The organism is Aurantiacibacter sediminis (assembly GCF_016019885.1).
Lineage (GTDB): Bacteria > Pseudomonadota > Alphaproteobacteria > Sphingomonadales > Sphingomonadaceae > Alteraurantiacibacter > Alteraurantiacibacter sediminis.
Genome location: NZ_JAEANY010000002.1, coordinates 581,840 through 607,096, shown reverse-complemented (window position 1 = coordinate 607,096; position 25,257 = coordinate 581,840). Strand labels below are relative to the sequence as shown.

25 protein-coding genes and 1 tRNA gene are annotated in these 25,257 nt (G+C 60.2%); 23 read left to right on the top strand and 3 right to left on the bottom strand.

Going from position 1 to position 25,257, the window contains the following annotated elements; translation table 11 throughout:
- Window positions 1-33: 33 nt before the first annotated feature.
- The 11 genes from radA to I5L03_RS08450 all read left to right on the top strand — a co-directional run bounded on the left by radA (window position 34) and on the right by I5L03_RS08450 (window position 12,373).
- Window positions 34-1,401 (top strand): DNA repair protein RadA, encoded by a 1,368-nt coding sequence (gene radA, locus I5L03_RS08500; RefSeq protein WP_197921306.1) that lies wholly within the window; start codon window positions 34-36, stop codon window positions 1,399-1,401.
- Window positions 1,402-1,413: 12 nt separating this feature from the next.
- Window positions 1,414-1,935 carry a CvpA family protein gene (locus I5L03_RS08495; protein ID WP_197921305.1) on the top strand — a complete coding sequence of 174 codons (522 nt, stop codon included), beginning with the start codon at window positions 1,414-1,416 and terminating at the stop codon, window positions 1,933-1,935.
- Window positions 1,932-2,363 (top strand): iron-sulfur cluster assembly scaffold protein, encoded by a 432-nt coding sequence (locus I5L03_RS08490; RefSeq protein WP_325100138.1) that lies wholly within the window; start codon window positions 1,932-1,934, stop codon window positions 2,361-2,363. The genes I5L03_RS08495 and I5L03_RS08490 overlap by 4 nt, the downstream gene beginning before the upstream one ends.
- A 30-nt stretch (window positions 2,364-2,393) precedes the next feature.
- Window positions 2,394-4,028 carry an MFS transporter gene (locus I5L03_RS08485; protein WP_197921304.1) on the top strand — a complete coding sequence of 545 codons (1,635 nt, stop codon included), beginning with the start codon at window positions 2,394-2,396 and terminating at the stop codon, window positions 4,026-4,028.
- Window positions 4,025-5,080: an alanine racemase gene (gene alr / locus I5L03_RS08480; RefSeq protein WP_199803228.1), complete on the top strand. Its 1,056-nt coding sequence runs from the start codon at window positions 4,025-4,027 to the stop codon at window positions 5,078-5,080. The genes I5L03_RS08485 and alr overlap by 4 nt, the downstream gene beginning before the upstream one ends.
- 77 nt (window positions 5,081-5,157) lie before the next feature.
- The gene (gene phaR, locus I5L03_RS08475) at window positions 5,158-5,736 is read left to right on the top strand and encodes a polyhydroxyalkanoate synthesis repressor PhaR (protein WP_197921303.1); all 579 of its coding nucleotides are present in this window, start codon (window positions 5,158-5,160) and stop codon (window positions 5,734-5,736) included.
- A gap of 102 nt (window positions 5,737-5,838) precedes the next feature.
- Window positions 5,839-7,380, top strand: a complete 1,542-nt coding sequence (gene proS, locus I5L03_RS08470; protein WP_197921302.1) for a proline--tRNA ligase — start codon at window positions 5,839-5,841, stop codon at window positions 7,378-7,380.
- 29 nt (window positions 7,381-7,409) lie between these two features.
- Complete coding sequence (locus tag I5L03_RS08465; RefSeq protein WP_197921301.1) at window positions 7,410-8,000, top strand: DUF805 domain-containing protein; 591 nt, start codon at window positions 7,410-7,412, stop codon at window positions 7,998-8,000.
- A gap of 62 nt (window positions 8,001-8,062) precedes the next feature.
- Window positions 8,063-9,511 carry a M28 family peptidase gene (locus I5L03_RS08460; protein WP_197921300.1) on the top strand — a complete coding sequence of 483 codons (1,449 nt, stop codon included), beginning with the start codon at window positions 8,063-8,065 and terminating at the stop codon, window positions 9,509-9,511.
- Between the two features lie 18 nt (window positions 9,512-9,529).
- The gene (rnr, locus tag I5L03_RS08455; RefSeq protein WP_197921298.1) at window positions 9,530-11,812 is read left to right on the top strand and encodes a ribonuclease R; all 2,283 of its coding nucleotides are present in this window, start codon (window positions 9,530-9,532) and stop codon (window positions 11,810-11,812) included.
- Window positions 11,813-11,857: 45 nt separating this feature from the next.
- On the top strand, window positions 11,858-12,373 hold the full coding sequence (locus I5L03_RS08450; RefSeq protein WP_197921297.1) for a peroxiredoxin-like family protein: 516 nt from the start codon (window positions 11,858-11,860) through the stop codon (window positions 12,371-12,373).
- A 114-nt stretch (window positions 12,374-12,487) separates the two neighbouring features.
- Here I5L03_RS08450 and I5L03_RS08445 read toward each other — a convergent pair whose 3' ends face one another.
- On the bottom strand, window positions 12,488-12,940 hold the full coding sequence (locus tag I5L03_RS08445) for a universal stress protein (protein ID WP_197921296.1): 453 nt from the start codon (window positions 12,938-12,940) through the stop codon (window positions 12,488-12,490).
- 144 nt (window positions 12,941-13,084) lie between these two features.
- Between I5L03_RS08445 and I5L03_RS08440 the strand changes: the two genes are divergently transcribed.
- From I5L03_RS08440 to lpdA, 4 genes are all read left to right on the top strand, one after another.
- On the top strand, window positions 13,085-14,410 hold the full coding sequence (locus tag I5L03_RS08440; RefSeq protein ID WP_197921295.1) for a pyruvate dehydrogenase complex dihydrolipoamide acetyltransferase: 1,326 nt from the start codon (window positions 13,085-13,087) through the stop codon (window positions 14,408-14,410).
- A 20-nt stretch (window positions 14,411-14,430) separates the two neighbouring features.
- Window positions 14,431-14,619, top strand: a complete 189-nt coding sequence (locus I5L03_RS08435) for a hypothetical protein (RefSeq protein WP_197921294.1) — start codon at window positions 14,431-14,433, stop codon at window positions 14,617-14,619.
- Window positions 14,620-14,750: 131 nt separating this feature from the next.
- On the top strand, window positions 14,751-15,122 hold the full coding sequence (locus I5L03_RS08430; protein ID WP_197921293.1) for an acyl-CoA thioesterase: 372 nt from the start codon (window positions 14,751-14,753) through the stop codon (window positions 15,120-15,122).
- Window positions 15,123-15,299: 177 nt separating this feature from the next.
- A complete protein-coding gene (lpdA, locus tag I5L03_RS08425) occupies window positions 15,300-16,715 on the top strand; it encodes a dihydrolipoyl dehydrogenase (protein ID WP_197921292.1) in 1,416 nt (471 codons plus the stop codon).
- Here lpdA and I5L03_RS08420 read toward each other — a convergent pair.
- Together I5L03_RS08420 and I5L03_RS08415 are read right to left on the bottom strand one after the other, a co-directional pair.
- The gene (locus I5L03_RS08420) at window positions 16,712-17,080 is read right to left on the bottom strand and encodes a hypothetical protein (protein WP_197921291.1); all 369 of its coding nucleotides are present in this window, start codon (window positions 17,078-17,080) and stop codon (window positions 16,712-16,714) included. The genes lpdA and I5L03_RS08420 overlap by 4 nt on opposite strands.
- A gap of 26 nt (window positions 17,081-17,106) precedes the next feature.
- Window positions 17,107-17,196, bottom strand: a tRNA-Ser gene (locus I5L03_RS08415).
- 135 nt (window positions 17,197-17,331) lie between these two features.
- Here I5L03_RS08415 and I5L03_RS08410 point away from each other — a divergent pair.
- The 8 genes from I5L03_RS08410 (at window position 17,332) to I5L03_RS08375 (ending at window position 25,254) form a co-directional block, all read left to right on the top strand.
- Window positions 17,332-18,366, top strand: a complete 1,035-nt coding sequence (locus tag I5L03_RS08410; RefSeq protein WP_197921290.1) for a lytic murein transglycosylase — start codon at window positions 17,332-17,334, stop codon at window positions 18,364-18,366.
- A gap of 97 nt (window positions 18,367-18,463) precedes the next feature.
- The gene (locus I5L03_RS08405; RefSeq protein WP_234035148.1) at window positions 18,464-19,357 is read left to right on the top strand and encodes an SPOR domain-containing protein; all 894 of its coding nucleotides are present in this window, start codon (window positions 18,464-18,466) and stop codon (window positions 19,355-19,357) included.
- Window positions 19,358-19,390: 33 nt separating this feature from the next.
- Window positions 19,391-20,548 carry a D-alanyl-D-alanine carboxypeptidase family protein gene (locus I5L03_RS08400; protein ID WP_197921288.1) on the top strand — a complete coding sequence of 386 codons (1,158 nt, stop codon included), beginning with the start codon at window positions 19,391-19,393 and terminating at the stop codon, window positions 20,546-20,548.
- Window positions 20,545-21,180 carry a dTMP kinase gene (tmk, locus tag I5L03_RS08395; protein WP_197921516.1) on the top strand — a complete coding sequence of 212 codons (636 nt, stop codon included), beginning with the start codon at window positions 20,545-20,547 and terminating at the stop codon, window positions 21,178-21,180. The genes I5L03_RS08400 and tmk overlap by 4 nt, the downstream gene beginning before the upstream one ends.
- On the top strand, window positions 21,177-22,133 hold the full coding sequence (locus tag I5L03_RS08390; protein ID WP_197921287.1) for a DNA polymerase III subunit delta': 957 nt from the start codon (window positions 21,177-21,179) through the stop codon (window positions 22,131-22,133). Before tmk ends, I5L03_RS08390 begins: the two co-directional genes overlap by 4 nt.
- A gap of 12 nt (window positions 22,134-22,145) precedes the next feature.
- On the top strand, window positions 22,146-23,702 hold the full coding sequence (gene metG / locus I5L03_RS08385; RefSeq protein ID WP_197921286.1) for a methionine--tRNA ligase: 1,557 nt from the start codon (window positions 22,146-22,148) through the stop codon (window positions 23,700-23,702).
- Window positions 23,702-24,490 carry a TatD family hydrolase gene (locus I5L03_RS08380; RefSeq protein ID WP_197921285.1) on the top strand — a complete coding sequence of 263 codons (789 nt, stop codon included), beginning with the start codon at window positions 23,702-23,704 and terminating at the stop codon, window positions 24,488-24,490. Before metG ends, I5L03_RS08380 begins: the two co-directional genes overlap by 1 nt.
- Complete coding sequence (locus tag I5L03_RS08375) at window positions 24,487-25,254, top strand: MBL fold metallo-hydrolase (RefSeq protein ID WP_197921284.1); 768 nt, start codon at window positions 24,487-24,489, stop codon at window positions 25,252-25,254. The genes I5L03_RS08380 and I5L03_RS08375 overlap by 4 nt, the downstream gene beginning before the upstream one ends.
- Window positions 25,255-25,257: the final 3 nt, after the last annotated feature.

The window sequence follows — 25,257 nt, the reverse complement described above, 5'->3', positions numbered from 1 at the left end:
GCGTTCCACTTCTGTTCTGCTTACACCGCATTCATGGCAAAGCCTAGAAAACGTTTCGTCTGCACCGAATGCGGCAGCATTGCATCGCGCTGGCAGGGCCAGTGCAGCGATTGCAATGAGTGGAATACGCTGGTTGAAGATGCGCCGGAAACGAAGTTCGCGGCCAAGCATGATTTGTCGAGCGGCGGGCGCGCGATCCATTTCGAAAGCCTCGATGCGCCGACCAAACCTCTTGATCGCCGCACGACCGGGCTTGCCGAGTTCGACCGAGCGCTGGGCGGTGGACTAGTACCCGGGTGCGCCATCCTGATGGGCGGTGAGCCGGGGATCGGGAAATCGACGCTTCTGCTGCAGGCCGCGGCGGCGATTGCCAAGACCGGCGGCGATGTCGTCTATGTCAGCGGCGAAGAGGCGACCGGTCAGGTCCGCATGCGTGCGAAGAGGCTTGGGCTGGCCGATGCACCACTGAAGCTGGCAGCCGCCACTTCCGTTCGCGATATCCTGACGACGCTCGGCAAAAACGGCACGCCCGATCTGCTAGTGGTCGACTCGATCCAGACCATGCACTCGGACATGATCGAAGGTGCTCCCGGCACGGTTAGCCAGGTCCGGGCGAGCGCTTTCGAGCTGATCCGCTACGCCAAGGAAACAGGCACCTGTCTCGTTCTGGTTGGCCACGTCACGAAAGACGGCAATATCGCCGGGCCGCGTGTGCTGGAGCATATGGTCGATACGGTGATGAGTTTCGAAGGCGAGCGTAGTCACCAGTACCGCATCCTGCGCAGCCTCAAGAACCGCTTCGGTGCAGTCGATGAAATCGGCGTATTCTCGATGGAGGGGCAGGGGCTGGCCGAAGTGTCCAACCCGTCCTCGCTATTCCTGTCGGGCCGTGAAGAACCGATTGCAGGCAGCGCCGTCTTTCCGGCGATTGAAGGTACGCGCCCGGTATTAGTGGAGATACAGGCGCTGATTGTCCGGCTGCAATCGGGGGCAACGCCGCGCCGCGCAGTGGTCGGGTGGGATAATGGGCGGCTCGCAATGCTGCTCGCCGTGTTGGAATCACGCTGCGGGCTGAGTTTTTCTACGGCTGAGGTCTATCTGAACGTAGCTGGCGGGTATCGCCTGAATGATCCCGCTGCCGATCTCGCGGTTGCCGCAGCATTGGTTTCTGCGTTGGCCGATAAGCCACTACCTGCCACCACCATCTGGCTCGGCGAAATGGCGCTATCAGGCGAAATCCGCCCTGTCGCTCATTCCTCGCTCCGGCTACGTGAGGCCGCGAAGCTCGGCTTCACCCACGCCTGCGGTCCGCTGGATGGAGGCCATGACGTCAAAACGCTGAATTACACGAATGTTGGCGGCGTCAGCTCACTCGTTGACCGGGTCATGGCATCGGCCTAAATCGGCGGCACTATGACGGGTTTCGACATTATCGTGTTGCTCATCGTGGGGGTGGGCGCGATCGGCGGCTTCATGCGCGGGTTCGTGCAGGAAGTGCTTTCACTCGCGGCATGGTTTCTGGCGGTGTTTGCTATCCGCTATCTTCACACCGATCTGACTGCCGCGATTCTCGATTTTATGGGCTCGCCTGTCACCGCGAGCATCTTTGCTTTCGCCCTCCTCCTACTGATACCCTATGCTGCGATGAAGCTGATCGCGCGCGTCGCGGGCAGGCAATCTCGCAACTCGGTGCTTGGCCCCATTGATCGCGTGCTGGGCTTCGGATTCGGCGCGGTGAAGGGTGTCGTGATTGTCGTGATCGGCTTCTCGCTCTTCGTGCTTGGCTTCGACAGCTATTGGGGCGCGCAGGGCAGGCCGCTGTGGATTTCCGAGGCACGCACTTACCAGCTCGTCGATTCGAGTTCTCGCGCTATGGTGCAGATCGTAGCCGAACGGCGCGCGCGATTGCTGGGCGAGGAAGAAGAGGCAGAGTGAGCGCGGACAAGCTCTATACGCCAGCCATGCTGGCCGCGGCTGTTAAACTCGCCGATTATCCGCCTCTTGCCGACGCTCCTCTGCATGGCGAGGCGCGCTCGACAACCTGTGGCTCCGTCATTTCTCTAGACGCTGAGACGGACCATGAAGGCGCGATTTCGGCATTGGGCGTGAAGGTGCGCGCTTGCGCCGTGGGCCAAGCGGCCGCATCATTGTTTGCCGACCATGCCAAGGGCCACGATCTGAATGGCATCGCGCAGTCACACGAGGGTCTGCAAGCGTGGCTTAAAGAAGGCGCTGGCATGCCGGACTGGCCGGGCTTGGAACTTATCGAACCAGCCCGCGACTATCCCGCCCGGCATGATGCCATACTCTTGCCGTGGAAGGCCGCAATCGCCGCCCTTTCCAGCGCCACGGCTTCAAGCTAATCCAGCGCGAAAATAGTTTTGGGGGTCCGCATGGCCGACGCAGCCGCAATTCAACAACATGAGCCGAGCCCGAAGGAAATTCGCCTTGTTATCGCCGCCAGTTCGGCCGGCACCGTGTTCGAATGGTATGATTTCTTCATTTACGGCACGCTTGCCTACATCTTGAAAGACGCGTTCTACGACGTCGATAATGATACGCTGGGCCTGCTGCTGGTGTGGTCGACATTCGCAGTCGGCTTCGCGTTTCGTCCCATCGGCGCGATCCTGTTCGGTTATCTCGGTGACAAGCTGGGGCGCAAATATACGTTTCTTGTCACCGTGACGTTGATGGGGGTGGCGACCGCAGGGGTCGGCCTGATCCCGACAGTCGCGACCATCGGGGTCGCAGCCCCGATCATCGTCATCTGCCTTCGCGTGTTGCAGGGCCTCGCCTTGGGCGGCGAATATGGCGGCGCAGCGATTTACGTCGCCGAGCATGCCCCGCCCGAAAAACGCGGCTTTTACACCAGTTTTATCCAGGCGAGTGTTGTCGGCGGCTTCGTTCTTTCGATCATTGTCGTGCTCGCCTGCCGCGCCATCATTTCCGAAGAGGATTTCGTCGAGTGGGGCTGGCGCATCCCGTTCCTCCTCTCGATATTGCTGCTCGGCATATCGCTGTGGATGCGATTGATGCTGTCGGAAAGCCCAGTCTTTCGCGCGATGAAAGAAGCTGGCGAGACGGCAGGCAATCCTTTCGTCGAAAGTTTCACATATCCGGGCAACAAGCGGCGCATTTTCATCGCGCTATTCGGCGTGACAGGCGTGCTGACGACGATCTGGTACACCGCCTTCTTCTCCAGCCTGTCCTTCCTGCGTGGTCCGATGCGGCTCGATCCCGGGCTGGTCGAATGGATCCTGCTTATCGCGGGCGGCCTTTCGATGGCATTCTATATCGTGGTTGGGAAATGGTCGGACAGGGTGGGGCGCAAAAAACCGATCATCATCGGCGCGCTCGCCGCGCTGGCGCTCCTATTCCCGATTTTCTGGGCAATGGGCTCCCTTGCAAACCCGGGGCTGGCACAAGCGTCAGAGGACAATCCCGTAGTGGTAACCGGCTCCCAATGCACGACCGATCCTTTCGCCGATCTGTTCGATCGCGAGCAAAGCGATTGCGGCAAGATTCTTGAGACGCTTACCGCAAGCGGGGTGAGTTATTCGGTAGAGGAGGGCGGTGAACTTGGCCTTGCGGTATCGGGCGCTCCCGTAGCGATCACCCCTGAGTGGCTGGATAGCGGCAATGCGCGGCGCGATGGGATAATCGCAGAACTCGGCCAGCGTGGCTTCGATTTCGAATACCAGACGCCGCCTGTGGCAAACATTCTCGGCATCATCGGATTGCTGTTGGTCTTGGGCGTGCTTTCGGCTTTGACCTACGGCTCCGTGGCCGCGCTGCTGACCGAAATGTTCCCCGCGAAAATCCGCTATAGCTCCATGTCGATCCCCTATCACATTGGCGCGGGCTACCTCGGCGGCTTCCTGCCGCTGATCGCCGGAATCATCGTCGCGCGCTCAGGCGATGTATACGCCGGGCTCTGGTACACCTGGGCGGTGGTTGCCTTCGGCGTCGTCGTTGCATGGTGGGGGCTGAAGGGTGGTCCGCCAACCGAATTTGAGGACAGTCATTGATTCCAGGCGAACTTCCTCCTGCAAGCCTACGCCTGCGCATCGACCGGCAAGCGCTCGCCGATAATTGGCGTTATCTGGATAGCGTTTCAGCATCCGAGACCGCCACGGGTGCGGCCATAAAAGCAAATGCATACGGGCTGGGCGTCGACGTGGCGATACCTGCGCTGCTGGAGGCCGGGGCGCGGGACTTCTTTCTCGCCCATTGGGGCGAAGTGCCGGCCGCGCTCGAACATGCCGAGGGTTCACAGCTGAGCGTCTTGCATGGTGTCAGGACACCGGCAGAGGCGCATTTCGCGCGGGAGACAAGCGTTCTGCCCGTCATCAATTCTGTGCGTCAGGCGGCTTTGTGGAGCCAATCGGGCGGCGGGGCCTGTCATTTGATGATCGATACCGGCATGAACCGATTGGGCATCACTGCCGCAGATGTATCGGACCCCGCCATTCAGGCGCTCGACATAGAAATCGCAATGTCGCATCTTGCCTGCGCGGATGAGGCCAGCCCGAACAATGTCGCCCAACTGGCGCGTTTTCGCGAATGCGCTCAAAGCGTTGGCGCGCGCGGCCTGAGCCTGTCGAACAGCGCAGGGCTAATGCTTGGGCCGGACTATCATTTCGACCTGACCCGGCCGGGAATCGCGCTCTATGGCGGCGCGCCGGTGAAGGCGATGCGCGGAAAGATCGCCCAGGTCGCCTATCCGGAAGCGGCGATCATCCAGATCCGCGATCTCTCGCCGGGAGACAGCGTTGGCTATAATGCAACATGGACGGCAGAGCGGCCCATGCGCGCCGCCACCGTTTCCCTTGGCTACGCCGACGGTTTCCTGCGCGCACTGGGGCGCGACGGCGTGCTGCATCACGGCGATGATACGCTGCCGATCCTTGGCAAGGTGTCCATGGACATGATCATCGTGGACGTAACGAATAGCGACGTATCGGAACGCGATTTTCTCTCCATTCCATTTGATTTGCCTGAACTTTCTGCCCGTAGCGGCCTCTCGCAATATGAGTTGCTGACGGTTCTGGGAGGTCGTTTCGATCGGACCGACGGCTAAGTTCATGCCGCAATTGCAAAATACATGTTGCGGGTGCTAAGAGGCCTGGTCGCACAATTCGCAGGAGTGGGCCTTTCATGCCTGAAAAGGACAAGTCCGATAACGCCAGCGTTATCATCAAGAAGTACGCCAATAGGCGGCTCTACAATACCAGTTCATCGAGTTACATCACGCTCGATGACCTTGCCGAAATGGTGCGCGATGGCGTGGATTTTCAGGTGCTCGATGCGAAATCGGGCAATGACATCACCCATTCGATCCTGACCCAGATCATTATGGAAGAAGAGGCCAATGGCGAGCATATGCTGCCTGTGAGCTTCCTTCGTCAATTGATTGGAATGTATGGTAATTCCATGCAGGCGATGATGCCGTCCTATCTCGAAGCGGCCATGGCCAATTTCCAGACCAATCAGGCATCGCTACAGGAAGCTTTCAAAAGCAGCATGGGCGGCAATGCCTTTGCCAAGATGGCTGAAACCAACATGGCGATGTTTGAGGCGGCAACGAAAGCATTCATGCCCGGCGCACAGGTCGCTGGCAGCGATGCTCCGGCGGCAGCAAAGCCAAGCACAGAGCCGAAGGGCCGCGAGGAAATCGACGCGCTCCGCTCGCAAATGGCTGAAATGCAACGCAAGCTGGACAAGCTCGGCGAATAAAGCCTCTTTCGCTTACCGTCCTATATCCGATACTCGACACAGGCCCGCAATGGGTCCAAATCGACTTACGTTTCGCAATTACTGAACGAGGCAGTCCGCTTCATGTCCAATATCCGCCACGCCCTCAACATCAAACGCCAAGACGATTTTGCGCAGTGGTATCAGGAAGTTATCTCCGCCGCTGACATGGCTGAGGAATCAGGCGTGCGCGGTTGTATGGTGATCAAGCCGTGGGGTTACGGTATCTGGGAACGCATGCAGCGCCTGCTCGATGATCGGATCAAGGCGGCTGGCATACAGAACGCCTATTTCCCGATTTTCATTCCGCTCAAGAATTTCGAGCGTGAGGCAGACCATGTCGAAGGCTTCGCCAAGGAAATGGCGGTCGTCACACATCACCGGCTGATTGCCGATCGAGAGGGTGGTCTCGTCCCCGATCCCGAAGCCAAGCTGGAAGAGCCGCTTGTCGTGCGGCCGACTTCGGAAACGATCATTGGCGATGCGATGAGCCGCTGGGTGCAAAGCTGGCGCGATCTGCCGCTGAAGCTCAACCAGTGGGCCAATGTCGTGCGGTGGGAGATGCGCACGCGCATGTTTCTGCGCACCAGCGAATTCCTTTGGCAGGAAGGCCACACCGCGCACGCCAACGCCGATGAAGCGCGGGAAGAAGCCATGCGCGCGCTCGAAATGTATCGCGCCTTCGCCGAAGAAGACGTGGCCATGCCAGTGATCGCAGGCGAAAAGCCGGAGAACGAACGTTTCCCTGGCGCCACGGAAACCTGGTCAATCGAAGCGATGATGCAGGACGGCAAGGCGTTGCAGGCCGGCACCAGCCATTACCTTGGCACCAGCTTCGCCGATGCTTCGGATATTCGATATCAGGACGCAGAAGGCGGCCAACAGCTGTGCCACACCGTGAGCTGGGGCATGTCCACGCGCATGGTCGGCGGGCTGATCATGACGCATGGCGATGATGATGGCCTGCGCGTTCCGCCCAAGCTTGCTCCGCATCAGGTCGTGATCCTGCCCATGCTCCGCGACAAGCCTGAGGATGCAGCACTGATCGATTATTGCGAGCAATTGCGCGCTGCACTGGCTGAGAAATGGACGCTGGGCGAGCCGATTCGCGTCCTGCTCGACACTCGCCCGGGCAAGGCAGCCGCAAAGCGCTGGGATTATGTACGCAAGGGCGCTCCGATCATCATCGAAGTCGGCGGCCGCGATATGGACAATGGCGTTGTCAGCCTGCTGCGCCGCGATAGCTTGTGGAACAGCGAAAACGGCAAGCCTGCTTTCCACACGCCAAGCCGCAAAGAGGCAGCGGAACAAATCCCGGCAATGCTGGAGGACATCCAGAGCTCGCTCTTCGCGTCGGCCAAAGATCGACGCGATGCGAATATCACGCGCGGCATCACCGAAATGGACGCGTTGGCGGAGCATTTCCGCGGCTCTCGCTATCCCGGCTGGGTTGAAGTGGAATGGTCCAAGCCGACCGGCGAAAGCCTCGAAAAGGTCGTCGAGCAGCTGAAGGCGCACAAGCTCACCTTCCGCAATGTGGCCATTGATGCAGAGCCCGTCAGCGGCACATGCATTTTTACCGGGGAACCTGCGAAAGAGCGGATTTACGTCGCCAGAGCCTATTGATAATCGTCGCCCAAGACGGGGAGATCATCATGATTCAGGCCATTAAATACAATCTCGCGAATTTGACCAATTTCAGCGGGCGCGATGCGCGTTCCACTTTCTGGTGGTATGTGCTCTTCATCGTCATCGCGCAGTTCGTGGTGGGCCTGCTGGCGAGCATTCCGCTAATCACCGCTGGCGTCGGCACAGCGATGGACGCGGCGCAATCCGGCGCCGATCAGGCGACGATGCAGGCCGAGATGATGGCGAGCATGGCTGGTGCTATGGACACAGCAATCTGGGTCGGCGTCGCCGCCGAAATTGCCGTCGTGCTTTTGCTTCTCGCTTCCTTCGTTCGCCGCCTTCATGACAGCGGGAATTCTGGCTATTGGGCGGCCATCCCGGTCGTCACGCAATTGGCGGGCGTCTATGGCGAGATCACCATGGTGGACCGCGCAAAAGAGCTGATGGTCATTTCCGCCGATCCTTCGCGCATGGATGAAATGCAGGCTCTGCAGGCAGAGATGATGGCCGCACCGCTCACTTGGATCCCTTATATCGGGCTGATCGTGATCATCGTGTTCGGCGTGATGAAAACCGAGCACGGCGCAAACAATTATGGCGAGCCGCCTGCGGTTTAGACGCCCGAATACAGGCAAAGGGCGGCTTGCAAGTCGCTGCGATTGCGCGCAGACTTGGCCACATGCGTAGATCAATTCTGACTGCGGCCCTCGCTGCCGCTCCGCTCGCCCTCTTTGCTGCAACTCCGCTAAACGCGCACAACCATGATCACGATGATGATCGTGATGGGGCGCAGGCGGCAGACGATCCGGGGCTAGAAGTTTCGGAAGAGCGGCTGCGGGCGGACATGGATACGATCGTCGGCTTTGGCACGCGTCATACGCTCTCTTCGCAGACTGATCCGGAGCGCGGCATTGGTGCTGCGGTCGATTGGGCGCTGGCTGAATTCGGACGGATTGGTGCCGAATGCGGAGGCTGTCTCGACGTAATGCCGGTTGGGCGCGTGGTGGAGGCCGACGGACGTCGCATTCCTGAGCCGACCCTCATCCGCAATGCCGTCGCAATCCAGCGCGGAACGGAGCGGCCCGATGAAGTCATCATCGTACAGGCCCATTACGACAGCCGCGTCACCGATGCGATGAACGCGACTGACGATGCACCCGGCGCCAATGACGATGGCTCGGGCAGCGTTATGGTGCTGGAGGCCGCGCGCATCCTATCCCAGCGCGAGTATCCCTCCACAATCATCTATGCTTTGCTGACGGGCGAAGAGCAGGGCCTCTACGGCGCAGGCATCCTCGCTGACTCGGTCGCCGAACAGGGCATGACCGTGAAGGCGGTGCTCAATAATGACATGATCGGCAATAGCTGCGGATCGGACGGTTTCTGTGACGCGGAACACGTGCGCGTATTTTCGGAAGGCTTGCGCGCCGATTCCACGCCGCAACTGCGAGCGGCCCAACGCCGCTTCGGTGGCGAAAACGATTCGCCCGGCCGCAATCTCTCCCGTTGGTTGAACTCCGTAGCCGAAGATTTCCCCGATGGCATGCAGGTCCGCCAGATTTGGCGCACGGATCGCATGGGCCGCGGCGGGGACCAGATCCCCTTCCTCGATCGCGGCTATCCGGCAGTCCGCGTGACCGTGGCTGTAGAGGATTATGAGCACCAGCATCAGGACCTGCGCGTCGAGGACGGCATCACCTATGGCGATACGGTGGATGAGCTCGACTTCGATTACCTCACCCGCAGCAGCGTTTTGAATGTTCGCGCACTGGATCGGCTTGCGAGCGCGCCGATGCCGCCGCAGGTTACCGCCGATGCCGCCGTGCGCACCGACACTCTCGTCGAGTGGCAGGGCGTCGAAGGGGCCACTACCTATTTAGTCGTCAAAAGACGCACGGATGAGAGTGACTGGCGGTGGGACGAGGCGGCAATCCTCTCGTTCGAGACACCGGTCGGCGACGATCCGACCCCGATGGCAGGGCGCGAATTGACCTATACCGCACCCCTGCGCGGCGATGACTGGATATTCGGTGTTGCCTCTTGCAGCTTCGGGCCTGTCTGCAGCCCGGTCTCCAGCGCGGTACCCGGCGGCGCTTTCTATCCGCTGGAGGGTGACAGCGAGGACTGAGCCCCCATATAGCGGGCCATGAACAAAAATAAGAACAACAGGAAGTTCCAGGGACTTCCGAGCAAGGACCAGGTCCTTGAATTTATCAAGACCGCCGATGGACCCGCTGGCAAGCGCGAAATCGCCAAGCATTTCCGCCTGAAAGGTCAGGAAAAGATCGCACTCAAGGCGCTGCTGAAAGACATGGCCGAAGAAGGCCTGATCGACGGCAGGAAAAGCGCCTATCACCGCATGGGAGGCCTGCCCAAGGTCACCGTGCTACGGATCGTCGAAATCGACGAGGGTGAGCCCGCCGCCATCCCAGAGAGCTGGCAGCCGGACGATGCGACGCCGCCGCCGCGCCTTCGCGTCATTGAGAAGAAGAAACAGGCCGCCCTCCGCGTGGGTGACCGCATTCTCGCGCGCACCGAAGAGGCGGGCAAAGGCCATATCGCACACCCCATGAAGAAGCTGCCTTCGCAGGAAGGCTCGATGCTGGGGGTGATCGAGATCGACATGAGCGGGCAGGCGTGGCTGGCCCCGGTCGACAAGAAAATCCGCACCTCCGCCAAGGTCAGCGATCGCGGGCAGGCGGAGGAAGGCCAGCTCGTACTCGCCGAACCCGCCGGGCGCGGCCGCAATTCCTCGGTCAAGGTGATCGAAGTGCTCGGCGATCCGCTCGCTCCGAAAAGCTACAGCCTGATCGCGATTCACAAATACGGCATCCCGCATACTTTCCCGCAAGAAGTGCTGGACGAGGCTGCGCAGGCTGCGAAAATCCCGCTGAGCGACGACCATCGCGAGGACCTGCGCGATCTCCCCATCGTCGCGATCGATCCCAAGGATGCGCGCGACCATGACGATGCGATCTGGGCCGAGAGTGACGGAAAGGGCGGTTTCAACGCGCTCGTCGCTATCGCCGATGTCTCCTACTACGTGCGCCCCGGTGGCAAGCTAGACCGCGAGGCGAGAAAGCGCGGCAATTCGGTTTACTTCCCCGATCGCGTGGTGCCGATGCTGCCTGAGGTCTTGTCTGCCGATGTCTGCTCTCTCAGGCAGAATGAAGATCGCGCGGCAATGGCCTGCCATCTCAAGATCAATGCCAAGGGGCAGGTGACCGATTGGCGCTTCACCCGCGCCATCGTGCGCATCCATCACAATATCCCTTACGAGAAAGCGCAAGAAGCGATCGATGGCGGCGATGCGCCGGAATACCTGCGCAATCTGTGGGACGCATGGAAGCTGCTCGCAAAAGCGCGGGCGGACCGTGATCCGCTTGATCTCGACCTGCCCGAACGCCGCGTCGTGCTGAACGATCAGGGCAAGATAGAGCAAATCGCGGTGCGCGAACGGCTCGATGCCCACCGCGTGGTCGAAGACTTCATGATCGCGGCCAATGTCGCTGCGGCAAAGGCACTGGAAAGCAAGACGCAGCCGGTCGTCTACCGCGTCCACGAGCCTCCGACGCGCGAAAAGCTCATCGCGCTGCGCGAATATTTCGACAGCATCGGCAAGAAATTGGCGCTCGGCCAGGTCATTACGCCCGGCCTTTTCAACCGGATGATGAAAGACGTCACCGATGCGGGCGAAAAGGCGCTGGTGATGGAGGCGGTGCTGCGCAGCCAGACCCAGGCCTATTATGGTCCAGCCAATGCAGGCCACTTCGGCCTCGCGCTCGGCTCCTACGCGCATTTCACCTCACCAATTCGCCGCTATGCGGACCTTCTCGTCCACCGCGCGCTGGTGGACGGCTTCGGGCTGGAGCAGCCTGCGCCCAAGGGCAAGATACCTGATAGCAGCGGCTTGTCAGACCGGGATCGCAGCGATCTCGGCAAAATCACCGATGCGATCAGCATTACAGAGCGCCGCGCGATGGAAGCGGAACGCGACACCATCGACCGCTATGTCGCCGCATGGCTTTCCGCGCGAGTGGGAGAGGTCTTTAACACCCGCATCACCGGCGTGACCAGCTTCGGCTTCTTCGCCACGATTGTGGGCCTTGGTGGGGACGGGCTGGTGCCCATCAGCACGCTGGGCCGCGAATATTTCCGCCATGACGAAGGCGCGCAGGCGCTGATCGGGACGGACAGCGGCACCACCTACACCATGGGTGACACGCTGGAGCTTCGGCTGGGCGAGGCCAATCCGCTGACGGGCGCGCTGAAATTCGAGCTTCCCGATGGCGACGGCGGTGGCCAGAAAGTGCAACCGCGCGGCAAGCGTCCGGACACAAAACCGCGCCGCGACAGACAAGGCAAGCATCAGATCGGCAAGCGCGGTCGGCCGGGCAATGTCCGACATCAGGGACGCAAGCGGAAATAGGGAACGCGAATGCTGGCCGGCCATTGATTATGAAAGGAGAATTTCATGATCAAACCTGGCCAGAAAACGCCTGACCTCGAACTGCCACTGACGATCGGCGCACAGTTTCACCTGTCGAAGCAAAAGCCCGATAATTTCACCATGCTGGTGTTCTATCGCGGCAAGCATTGCCCGATTTGCAAAAGTTACCTCGAGGAATTGGCCGGCAAATTGCAGGACTTCGTCGATCGCGGCGTGAATGTCTTTGCCATCTGCATGGACGATGAAGAGCGCGCGATGGTGGTAGACAAGGAGTGGGAAACGCACGACTTGCCGCTCGTCTACAATCTCAGCGAAGACCAGGCGCGCGAATGGGGCCTATACATTTCCGAAAAGCGGCCGGACAGCGAAGAGCCGCAAGTCTTCTCTGAGCCCGGACTGTTCCTGCTCAAGCCTGACATGTCCGTTTATTTCGCGCAGACCCAGAACGCGCCATTCACACGCCCGCCGCTCGACGATCTGCTGAGTGCGCTCGATTTCGTGCTGAAGAATGATTACCCGACGCGCGGTACGCGAACCTAACCATGGCGCCAGTACGGTTCGCTTGGCGAACCGCAAGGCCAACTGGCCGCCCGCAGCGGGCGCAGCGTGCCTGCGCGTCTAGCGAGGACGATCCCGCGGATGCGGGTTCGCAACTTAAGAGAGCCTATCGATCTCTTCTTCGGACAAGCCTCCGGGGATGATGAACAGGGGGCAGGGCAGGCTCCCGGCTTTTTGCGTGAAATGCGTAACCAGCGGGCCGGGAGTCCCCTCTGCCGCTGAACTGAGCACCAGGGCTGCAACCTCCGGGTGATCGCCGAGATATTCGGCGATCACCTTTTGCGCATCGCCGACGCGCACCGCAATCTGTGGCATCTTCCCGCTTTCGTAGGCCAACTCTCCCGCCGCGCTGCTGGCGAGCGCTTCGGCCCGGTCGCGCGCCTCTTCCTCGATCGTCGCCTGCACGCCGCCAAAGGCGTTGAACGCCTGCGGTTGGACGAGTGCGAGCAGGTGGACCATGCCCCCGGTCTTGGCCGCACGGCGCGCCGCAAAACGCAGCGCCACCCGCGCTTCTTCTGTCTCGTCGATGATCGTCAGATAAACGCGCATTCGTATTTCCCTCATCCAGGCGTTGGATATTCCGGGAAATCGCGGCATGTGCAAGTGAACCTTGCCCCGCGCGGCCAAATTGGCCAATGAACGGCAGCACGAAAAGAGCAAGAAACCTAATTTGTCAGGGAGCGTTCTCCGCACATGCCGATTGCCATCAAGATGCCCGCCCTTTCGCCAACCATGGAAGAAGGGACTCTCGCAAAATGGCTGGTGAAAGTGGGGGACAGCGTCTCCTCCGGCGACATCATGGCCGAGATCGAGACGGACAAGGCAACGATGGAATTCGAAGCCGTGGATGAGGGCGTGATCGCCCATATCCAGGTGGAAGAAGGCACAGAAGGCGTGAAGGTCGGCACGATCATCGCGACGCTCGCCGAGGATGGCGAAGACGTGAGCGATGTGGAACCGGCCGGCGATGGGGCCTCACCCGAACCTCAAAAATCCGAGAGTGCTGAGCCTGTCGAAGCACTGTCTTCTTCTTCCAGCGCAGCGTCCGAAGAAAAAAGCAGTCCTTCGACAAGCTCAGGACAGTCGGAAGGTGGGACTGCCCCGAAAACATCAGGCGACCGCATTATCGCATCGCCGCTCGCCAAGCGCATCGCCGAGCAGAAGGGTCTCGACCTTTCCGCGATCAAGGGCAGTGGACCCAATGGCCGCATCGTAAAAGCCGATGTCGAGGATGCGAAACCGGGCGCAGCCGCTCCGGCTCCTGCCGCAAGCGCTCCAGCCTCTACGCCAACGCCCGCCGCTGCTCCGGCAGAAGCGCAGGACTTCGGCATTCCGCACGAGGTCGAGAAGCTTTCCGGCATGCGCAAGACAATCGCGCGCCGCCTGACCGAGTCCAAGCAGCAGGTGCCGCATATCTACCTCACGGTCGATATCCGCCTCGATGCGCTGCTCAAGCTGCGCAGCGAGCTGAACGCCGCGCTCGAATCGCAGGGCGTGAAGCTCTCGGTCAACGATCTGATGATCAAGGCGCTTGGCAAGTCATTGGAAGCCGTTCCCGCTTGCAACGTCCAGTTCGCTGGCGACACCATGCTCAAGTTCAGCCGCGCCGATGTGTCGGTGGCCGTGAGCATTCCCAACGGCCTCATCACCCCAATCGTCACCGATGCAGGCAGCAAGGCAGTGAGCAAGATTTCGACCGAAATGAAAGACCTCGCCACCCGCGCGAAGGACGGCAAGCTCGCTCCCGAAGAGTACCAGGGCGGCACCGCCAGCCTCTCCAACATGGGCATGTTCGGCATCAAGCAGTTCGAAGCCGTCATCAACCCGCCGCAGGGCATGATCATGGCCATCGGCGCAGGCGACAAGCGCCCCTACGTGGTCGATGACAGCTTGCAGATCGCCAGCGTGATGAGTGCCACCGGCAGCTTCGACCACCGCGCCATTGACGGTGCAGACGGTGCGCAGCTGATGAAGGCGTTCAAGGAAATGATCGAAGCACCGCTGGGGCTGGTGGCGTAAAGCAAGGATGACGAGCTCGAATGGACATCCTGCTGCTCATAGTAGGTATCCTCTGCATAATTGTGGCGGGTGCCCTAATACCTATTCTCGTTGTGGGCTCCCTCTTCAAGAAGATGGAGCATGGTTCGAAGCGCGGCGGAATTCTCGGCAACTTCTTATTCGTCGGTTTGCTAATGGGCTTTGGTATCTTTCTCGTATCGAGCCACTGAAATGCTCATGAAGGGGCTGATTGAATGCGCGTCATACGTGTGTTGCGAACTGTCGTCCTCTGGCTCGGCTTGCTTGCTTTGGCATTCGTCGGAGTGCTTTTCATCGGTTTTGGCTACCTCTTCGGTCTGTGATGACTAATCGCAACCCTGCCATGCGTGTCACCGCGATGCCTGCCGACGCCAATGCCTATGGCGACATCTTCGGCGGCTGGCTGATGAGCCTGATGGACTCGGGCGCGGGGCTTGTCGCTGCTCGCCGCGCGAAGGGCAGGGCGGTCACCATCGCCATGGATGGCGTCACGTTCCACAAGCCGGTGAAAGTGGGCGACGAAGTCTCGGTCTATGCCGAAATCACCAAGGTCGGCACCAGCAGCATGGTCATCGCCACCGACGCCTACCGCCGCGAGCGGCATTCGGAAGAGGAAGAGCTGGTCACCTCTGCCAAGTTCACCTTCGTTGCGATAGACGATGCGGGCAAGCCCCGCCCTGTGGGTGCGGCATGACTTCAGCGCTCTTTCCTACAACCAAACTGGCAGGCAAATTGCTCACCGTGAGCAGCTGTTTTGCCTCCACTGAAACACCATTTTTAGGCGTGAAATCCGCTCCGAAGAAATTCTCCCTTTGGACACTGTCACACCTGTCACACCCTTTGAACGAAACCACTGAAAGCAGGACAGCAAATGGCTGACAACTCATACGACGTCGTCGTTCTCGGATCGGGCCCTGGTGGCTATGTCGCGGCAATCCGCTGCGCGCAGCTGGGGCTCAAAACCGCCATCGTTGAGCGCGAGAATCTGGGCGGTATCTGCCTCAACTGGGGGTGTATCCCGACAAAGGCCCTGCTTCGCTCGGCAGAGATCCTGCACTATGCGCAGCATGCCAAGGACTATGGCCTCAAGATCGCTGGCGCAATCGAAGCAGACCTCGAAGCCGTCGTGAAGCGCAGCCGCGGGGTTGCCAAACAGCTATCCAGCGGCATCGCCCACCTGATGAAGAAGAACAAGATCACCGTCCACATGGGTGATGGCACGCTGACCGGCGCGACCAGTCTGACGGTGAAAGGCGAGAAAGGCGAGGAGAATCTCTCGGCCAAGCACGTGATCGTCGCCACCGGCGCGCGGGCACGCGACCTGCCGTTCGCTCCGGCAGACGGGAAGAAGGTGTGGACCTATCGCCACGCCATGGTGCCGCCCGAAATGCCGAAGAAGCTGCTCGTCATCGGATCGGGCGCGATTGGTATCGAGTTCGCCAGCTTCTACAACGACATGGGCGCGGATGTGACCGTGGTCGAGATGCTCGACCGGATCGTGCCGGTAGAGGACCACGAGGTCTCCGCCTTCCTCAACAAGAGCCTCACCAAGCAGGGCATGACGATCATGACCGGCGCGGGTGTCGAGGACCTGAAGGTGACGGGCAAGGGCGTGACCGCCAAGATCAAGGACAAGGACGGCAAGGTCCATACGGGCGAATACACCCACTGCATCACCGCCATCGGCATCATGCCCAACACCGAGAGCATCGGCATCGACAAGCTGGCAGAGATGGATCGCGGCTTCATCCAGATCGATCCCTACGGTCGCACCAAATCCAAGGGCCTGTGGGCCATCGGCGATTGCACGCCCGGCCCGTGGCTGGCGCACAAGGCGAGCCACGAAGGCGTCACCTGTGCCGAGGCCATTGCGCAAGAGCTGGGCAATAAGGACGTGCATCCGCACCCGCTCAACCGCTCGGCCATCCCGGGCTGCACCTACTGCCACCCGCAGATCGCGAGCGTCGGCATGACCGAGGCGAAAGCCAAGGAAGCCGGGCATGAGGTAAAAGTCGGCGTGTTCCCCTTCATCGGCAACGGCAAGGCCATCGCTCTGGGTGAGGCAGAGGGCTTCACCAAGACGGTGTTCGACGCGAAGACCGGCGAGTTGCTCGGCGCGCACATGGTCGGCGCGGAAGTGACCGAGATGATCCAGGGCTACACGATCGGCATGACGCTGGAGACCACCGAGGCGGAACTGATGAATACCGTCTTCCCGCATCCGACGATCAGCGAGTCGATGCATGAAGCGGTGCTCGGCGCCTACGGCAGGGCGCTACACATCTAAAGCCAGCGCTCTACCGCATCGACAGTATCGGACGGGGAGGAATTGAAGGCGACCTTCGCTTGCGGGGCGTGTTCGCGGATCAGGTTGATCAGCTTCTCGAACAGCAGGAACTGATCGTCATCCTTGCGCACGCCCGCGCCGATCAGGGCGAGCGCGTAGGGTTTCTGTGAAAGGAGCGTCGCCGCTTCGGCAGCGCCTTCATCGCGGGTCTTGATAAGCCCGATGGTCACCCCGTAACCCGCTTCCTCAAGAGCCGTGCGGGTCTTCTCAGTGCCCTCCATAAGCTTCTCAGGCGAAAGATCGGGCCATTTGTCCCAATCCACGACATCGGGGTGAAGACCGATCAGGATGATCTGCTGTGTCATTGCTACTCCGCCGTTGGGGATCTTGCTGGCGGATGGGGTGGGATTCGAACCCACGAAGGGCTTGCACCCTTGCCGGTTTTCAAGACCGGTGCATTCAACCGCTCTGCCACCCATCCGACCGAGCGGGAGGCGAGCTAGCGCGTTTGGGCGCGCTTGTCACCACACCAATCCATCGCAAATGCGAGTCCTTTGGGCGCAGGAATAAAAACAGGGCATTCCCAAGCCGATGAAAGCTGGCATAGAGTGACCGCATGATCACAAAGCCTCTTCGCCGCATCGGCATCGCCCTCTCCGCCAGCCTGCTGCTTGCCACGCCGCTGCAAGCTCAGGAGCAGTCCTTCAACAGCTACCTTGACGAGGTTGGCGAGCGAGCCCGGGCCGAGGGTGTCAGTCAGGCGACGATCGACCGTGTGTTTGCAGGCCTCACACCGAACAACCGCGTGCTGGAGCTTGACCGCGAACAGGCCGGATCCGGCGGCAACGTCAATCCCGCCACCGGCTTTGCCTGGATGAGCAGCTATCTTAGCCGCCACAATACTGCATCGCGTATCAATGGCGGCAGGCGCGCCTTGACCCGGATTGCCCCCTTGCGCGCCGAGATTGAGCGCGAATACGGCGTCCCTGCCGAAATCATCGTCGCTATTTGGGGTCACGAGACCGCATACGGAGCTGTGATGGGCGGCTTCGATTTGCCGCGCTCGCTCGCCACGCTTGCCTGGGACGGACGCCGCCGTACCTTGTTCGAGCGTGAGCTGATCGACGTGCTCAAGATGGTCGATATGGGCGTTCCGCGCTCGCAATTGGAAGGTAGTTGGGCTGGCGCATTCGGCAACGGCCAGTTCCTCCCTAGCGTATATCTGCGCCTCGCCGTCGATGGCGACGGTGACGGAGACCGCGACGTGTGGACGTCGGACGCCGACTCCATGCATTCGATCGCCAACTACTTCCGCGATGCTGGCTGGCGCACCGGTCAGCCTTGGGCAGTGCGCGCATTCGTGCCGAACAGCGTTGATCGCTCGGCCATCGAAAACAACTCTGCCGCCCCCGTCTGCCCGCGTGTACATGGTCGCCACAGCCGCTGGATGACCGTTCGCGAATGGCGCGAAATGGGCGTGGAGCCGCGTGCGCCCATCGGTGATGACGTCATGGCTTCGCTGTTCGAACCGGACGGTCCGGCAGAGCCCGGCTACCTCTTAACTCAGAATTATAGGGTTATCCTCGAATATAACTGCTCGAATTATTACGCGATGAGCGTGGGGTTGCTTGCAGATGAGATTCGCCGATGATTGCCGTTTTAATTTCCTTCTCAAGGGGATAGCGAGCTCTGCTCTGGCTGTGGGCCTTGCAGCCTGTACGACAGGAACTGAGGAGCCCGTAGCTCCGATGAGCAGTGCCCGGACTCCGGTCAGCCAGCAAAACGGTCCTTCAGCGGACTATCCGGTCACCGTCGGTGCACCCTATGTGGTGAATGGGGCTGAGCATGTTCCGGTCGATACGCTGAACTATGATCTCGTCGGCTATCTCGCCGTCGATCACGGTGCGAGCGGGATTACGGGCAGTCATCACACACTGCCTTTGCCGAGCTATGTCGAAGTGACATCTCTCGAAAGCGGGAGGACGATCCTCGTGAGGCTCGAACGGCGCGGGCCGATGGATTCTAACGACCTAGTGGCGCTGTCTTCGGCTGCATTGGAGCAGCTTGGCGCGGCGGCCCAAACTCCGGTGCGAGTGCGCCGCGTCAATCCGCCCGAGGCAGAGCGCTTCGCTTTGCGCGCGGGCGAGGCCGCTCCGTTGCGGATGGATACACCCGCATCTTTGCTCGCAGTCCTGCAGCGACGCCTGCCGGAAACGGGCGTGGCATCCTTAAGCGCTGATGCGCCGCAGGGAGCACCAGCGGATACAGAGATGGTTGTCGCCGTCGCTGATTTGGATGAGGAAATGCCGGATGTGACCGATGCGCCGTCACTCCCGCTAGGGGGCTCCGAAAGCGCAGCAGCGGCCTTGCCAACCACTGGAAGCGAAACGGCAGAAGTAGCCCAGAGCCCAGCTCCGGCCCCAGAGGCCGCAGAAGGCCGCTTCACAGTGCAAGCCGCCGCATTCTCCACCGAGGAACGTGCTAATCGCGCCGCTGAAGCGTTGGGTGGCTACGTAATGCAATCCGGCCGCTTTTGGCGCGTGCGCACTGGCCCGTTCGCCACCCGTGGAGAAGCTGAGGCTTCCCTCGCCAATGTCCGGCGTGCGGGTTATAGCGATGCACGAATCCTGACCAGCGGCTAGGCAAAGGTGCCAATCGCCGCACGGAGTGGCAGATTGGACCTGAAAAGATTTACGGCAGTTGTAGTGGGGCTCGGCGCATTTGTGCTGCCTGCATCTCCCGCGATGCCAGCGCCCGCACCCGTGCCGGAAGACATACCCGTGGGTCTGCTGGTCGATTTGTCGACCGGTCAGACGCTGTTTTCGCGCGAGGCGGATCGCCGTTTCGTCCCGGCATCCGTCACCAAGGTGATGACCGCCTATACCGCGTTCAAACTTATCGATGAAGACGAGCTTCGGCTCGACATGCAATATCTCTATCCCGCCTCGCTGGAGGAGGAATGGTATGCCGAAGGCTCGAACATGTTCCTTCGCGCAGGTGAACGGCCCACGGTCGCTCAGCTTCTTCTCGGTATCACCACGGTCTCGGGCAATGATGCGAGCGTCGCATTGGCCAATGCCGCGACAGGATCGCTGGAAAGCTGGATCGATCTAATGAATGCCAATGCTGAAGCGCTGGGGATGCGCGACACGCATTTTGGCTCGACAAACGGCTTTCCGGACGGCGGGCAAACCTACACCACGGCGAGCGACCTCGCACTGCTTGGCGCTGCGATCACGCGCGATTATCCGGGTCTATATCGCCGTTTTTTCGGCCATCGCGGCATGCGCTGGCGCGATATTGCTCAGTCCAATCACGATCCGGTGACGGGCCGCGTCGATGGCGCGGACGGCATGAAAACCGGCTACACAAACGAAGCAGGCTTCACATTCCTTGGCTCGGCCGAGCGGGATGACAGGCGCCTGCTCATGGTGCTGGCAGGCGCGCCATCCGGGCGAGAGCGAGATGTAGCTTCGCGCGCGCTTCTTGAATGGGGCTTCGATAATTTCGAACATACCACCTTGATTGATGCCGGCGCGATTGTGGGCTCGGCGGAAGTGCAGGATGGCTCCGCAGCGCGCGTCAATCTGCGCCTGGAGCGAGACCTTGCCGTGGCTCTTCCAAAAGATATCGACGTGGATAGCTGGAAACTGGAAACGGTGTATCGAGGGCCTTTGGTGGCGCCGATCGCTGCTGGCGACACTGTCGCGCGCCTGAGACTGACAATTGACGGGGAAAATGTCTTGGAAGCGCCGCTGATTGCTGCCGCCGATGTGCAGGAAGCCAATATGTTCGAACGAATTGCCAATGCTTTTTCAAGCTGGATGAACTGATGCGCGGCAAATTCATAAGCCTCGAAGGTGGAGAGGGCGTCGGCAAATCGACGCAAGCGCAAATGCTGTCGGACGCATTGGAAATGCGCGGCCTCGGCGTGCTGGAAACGCGCGAGCCAGGTGGAACACCGGGTGCTGAAGCAATCCGCAAGCTCCTTTTGGACAAACAGTTCGATTGGGATGTCGCGGCTGAAGCCTTGCTGTTTGCTGCCGCCCGTTCGGATCATGTCGCAAATGCCATCGGCCCCGCGCTGAATGAAGGGCAGTGGGTGGTGTGCGATCGGTTCATCGACTCCTCGCGCGCTTACCAGGCGGGCGGTGATGACCTTTCCGACGACGCCATTCTTTCGCTACACACGATCGGCTCCTATGCGCTGATGCCCGACATCACGTTCCTGCTGCAGGCGGAAAGTGAAGATGTGGCTCAGAGGCTGGCTGAGCGCGATGGCGATAATGCTGACCGGATCGGCAGCCGTTCAGCGGACTATCACGCCCGCGTGGCGCAGCGCTTTCGCGATCTCGCCGCAATGGATCCGGAGCGATTTGTGCTGATCGATGCTGCCGGCTCTCCGGAAGAGGTCCACGCACGTATCATGCGCGCGATGGCGCCGCTGCTTGGCGAAGGCGGATGACCTATATCGGGCATGAGGATGCATGGGCGAGCTGGCGTAGCGCATCATCCGGTGAGCGGATGCATCACGCCTGGATTCTGTCCGGTCGCAAGGGTGTCGGCAAATCCGCATTCGCGCTTGCTGCTGCCAGGGAGCTCGTGGCCGAAGATGGCATCGCGCAGCCACAAGGCGATCACCCCGATATTTTCTACACCTCGCATCCGCCAAAGAATGATGCGGAGGCCAAGAAGCGTGCCGATGGCAAGCCCTATGAACTGGCGCGAAACATCAAGATCGAGCAAATCCGTAAGCTACAACAGCGGCTAACTACCCGGCCAACGCTCGGCACGCGGCGCGTAGTCATCATTGATCCGGCGGACGATATGGAAACGCCGACGGCAAACGCCTTGCTCAAAAGCTTGGAAGAGCCGCCACAGGGCACGTTTTTCCTGCTGATCGCTCATCGCATTGGCCGCCTGCTGCCGACGATCCGCTCACGCTGCCGTGTGCTTTCCTTCCCGCGTATTTCGGATGACGACATGCGCGCCGTCCTTGCGAGGGAAGCCCCGCAGGCCAGCAATGAAATGCGCGATGCGGCCATCGCCGCTGCGTCAGGATCACCCGGAGCAGCGATTGATTTCGTCGAACTTGATCTCGGCAAAATTCACACTCTGATGCAGCAGATCGCTGAGCGCGGGGACCCCGATTTTTCCCTGCGCGGACAACTGGCCGCAGCAATGGGTGCGCGGCCGAAGCGGGAGAAGCAGCTAGCCGCCATTGAATTGGCGCGCGCCGTGGTGGCCGGTCATATGTCGGGCGTTGGGCGCGATCAGATCCCCGCGCTGGTTGAGAGCCATGCCGAGTTGGTCCGCCTCGCCGCGCAAGCGCCGACCGCCAATTTCGATGCTGGCTTGCTAATCATGGAAATCGGGACGTTGCTAAGCAACCTTGCAGCGGCCCGGAGTGCAGCCTAGGGAAACGCGCAAATGGCTGATCCCTTCTATCTTACCACCGCGATTCATTACCCCAATGGCAAGCCGCATATCGGCCATGCCTATGAGACGATCGCTGCCGACGTTCTTGCACGGTTTCACCGCCAGATGGGCCGCGATGTGCGCTTCCAGACCGGGACGGACGAGCACGGCCTGAAAATGGCGCAAAAGGCGCGCGATCTCGGCATAACACCGCGCGAGCTGGCGGATGAAATGTCCGGCCATTTCCGCGATTTGTTCGCGAAACTCGATATTTCCTACGACCGCTTCATCCGCACCAGCGAGGATGTCCACCACGCCGCGAGCCGCGAAATCTGGAAGCGGATGGAAGCCAAAGGCGATCTCTATCTGGACCGATACGAAGGTTGGTATTCGATCCGCGATGAAGCCTATTACGACGAGAGCGAGCTGATCGGCGGGGAGGGCGATGAGAAACTCTCGCCCCAGGGCACGCCCGTTGAGTGGACAGTGGAGGAAAGCTGGTTCTTCCGCCTTTCCAATTATCAGGACAAGCTTCTGGCGCTCTATAATGAGCAACCGGACTTCATCCGCCCGGATAGCCGCCGCAATGAAGTGATGCGCTTCGTAGAGGGTGGCTTGCGCGATCTCTCCGTCAGCCGAACGAGCTTCGACTGGGGCGTTAAGGTGCCGGGCGCGGAAGACCACGTCATGTATGTGTGGGTCGATGCGCTCACCAATTATTTGACCGGCCTCGGCTTCCCCGAAGACACCGAGGACATGGCCAAATTTTGGCCGGCAGACCTGCATCTGATCGGCAAGGACATTACGCGGTTCCACACTGTTTACTGGCCCGCCTTCCTGATGAGCGCCGACATTCCGCTTCCGAAACAGGTCTTTGCGCACGGTTTCCTGCTCAACAAGGGGCAGAAGGAAAGCAAGAGCCTCGGTAATGTGACGGACCCGGCAGAGCTGGCAGATCGCTACGGCGTCGATGTGCTGCGGTATTTCCTGTTGCGCGAATTCAGCTTTGGACAGGATGGCAGCTATTCACATGAAGCGATTGTAAACAGGGCTAATTCCGAACTTGCGAACAGTTTTGGTAATCTGGCTCAGCGCACACTTTCCTTGATATTCAAGAATTGCGATGGGGCCTTGCCTCCACTTGAAAATCGGCAGGCAGACGACACACAGCTGCTCGATCAAATTGAAAAAGCCTGCAAAACGGATCTGTCCACGGCTTTCGAAGCTCTGGCATTCTCGCAAGGGCTTGAGGCGTGGATGAATGCGGTTTTTGCCTGCAATGCCTATATCGATGTGCAGGCTCCGTGGGCGTTGAAGAAAACCGATCCGGATCGGATGCAGACTGTCTTGGCGACGCTATACCTTTGCATTGCGCAGCTGGCTCAGGCGGTCGTGCCGGTAATGCCGGGATCGATGGCGAAACTTCGCAGCGCGATGAGCGCCGAGACCGAAACGATCGACACCGTCTGGTATCGCGCCTTGTCGCAGAGCGAGTTCCGCCTTGAGAAGCCACAGGGCCTTTTCCCGCGGCTCGAACTGCCTGAGAGCGACGAGGGGCAGGGCGGCTAATGCTCATCGATAGCCATTGCCACCTCGTCTACGAAGGACTGAAGGAACGTCAGGCTGAAGTTCTGGCCAATGCCCGCGCGCTCGGTGTGCAGGGCTTCCTCAATATCTCGACGCGTGAAAGCGAGTGGGGCGATGTGATCGCTGTCGCCGAGCGCGAAGATGACGTGTGGTCGACCGTCGGTATCCATCCGCACGAGGCCGATCAACATGCCGACTTGGGCCGTGACATACTCCTCAAGGCGACCAAGCACGATCGGGTAATCGGGATCGGTGAAACAGGCCTTGATTACTATTACGACAAGTCGGATCGGCAGGTTCAGCAGGATCTGTTCCGCATGCATATCGGCGTCGCGCGAGAAACCGGCCTGCCGCTGGTAATTCATACGCGCGATGCAGATCAGGATACCGGTGACATTCTCGAGGATGAAATGGGGAAGGGGGCCTTCCCTGCTCTGATCCACTGTTTCACCGCCTCCCCTGAATTCGGGCGCCGCGTTCTGGAGATGGGACTCTCGATCTCGCTTTCGGGAATTGTCACTTTCAAGAATGCGAAAGAACTGCAGGAATTTGCAAAAGAAATTCCCGGTGATCGCCTTCTGGTCGAAACCGATAGTCCGTTCCTTGCTCCAGTCCCGCATCGCGGCAAGACAGGCGAACCGGCTTTCGTTCGCAACACAGCCGAATTCGTCGCGGACCTGCGTGGCGAAAGCCTTGAGGAGCTCGGCGTGAATACGACGGCGAACTTCTTCGAACTGTTCAGCAAGGCGCGTGGCGGGGTGCCTGCGTGAAGCTGATAGTCCTAGGCTGCGGCACATCGACCGGCGTACCGCGTATCGGCAATGACTGGGGTGCATGCGACCCGCGCGATCCGAAAAATCGCCGTACACGTGTATCGATCCTGGTAGAAAGCGATGCTGGTAACCGGCTGCTCGTCGATACGTCGCCCGATTTGCGCCAACAGATGCTGGCGAACGAGATTGACCGGCTTGATGCGGTCTTCTGGACACATGACCATGCCGATCATTGCCACGGCATCGATGATTTGCGGCCATTTCGCTTCGGCAGATCCAGCGGACTGCCGGGTTTCGCATCAAGCGCCACAATCAGCCGATTGAAGCCGCGTTTCAGCTACGTCTTTAAAGGTGAACACGGCTATCCCAACATCGTGGAGCTCAGCTCGCTGGAAAATCTGCGTATGTTTGCAGGCTTCGGCGTCGAGAGCTTGGAAATGCCGCACGGGCCGATCAAAAGTACGGGCTATCGATTTGAAGCGGACGGAAAATCAATCGGTTATGCGACAGACTTTAGCGAATTGACCGATACGATGATCGCCTTTTTCGCCAATGTCGACATTCTCGTGACCGACTGTCTGCGCCGCCAACCGCATCCGACGCATGCCAATCTTTCGCGCGCGCTGGACTTTGCCAAACGCACAAAGGCGCGCAAAACTGTGCTGTCGCATCTCGACAAGAGCATGGATTATGCGACGCTGAGCGAAGAAATTCCCGCTGGCGTGCTTGTCGGCTATGATGGAATGCATTTGAAAGCTTGATGG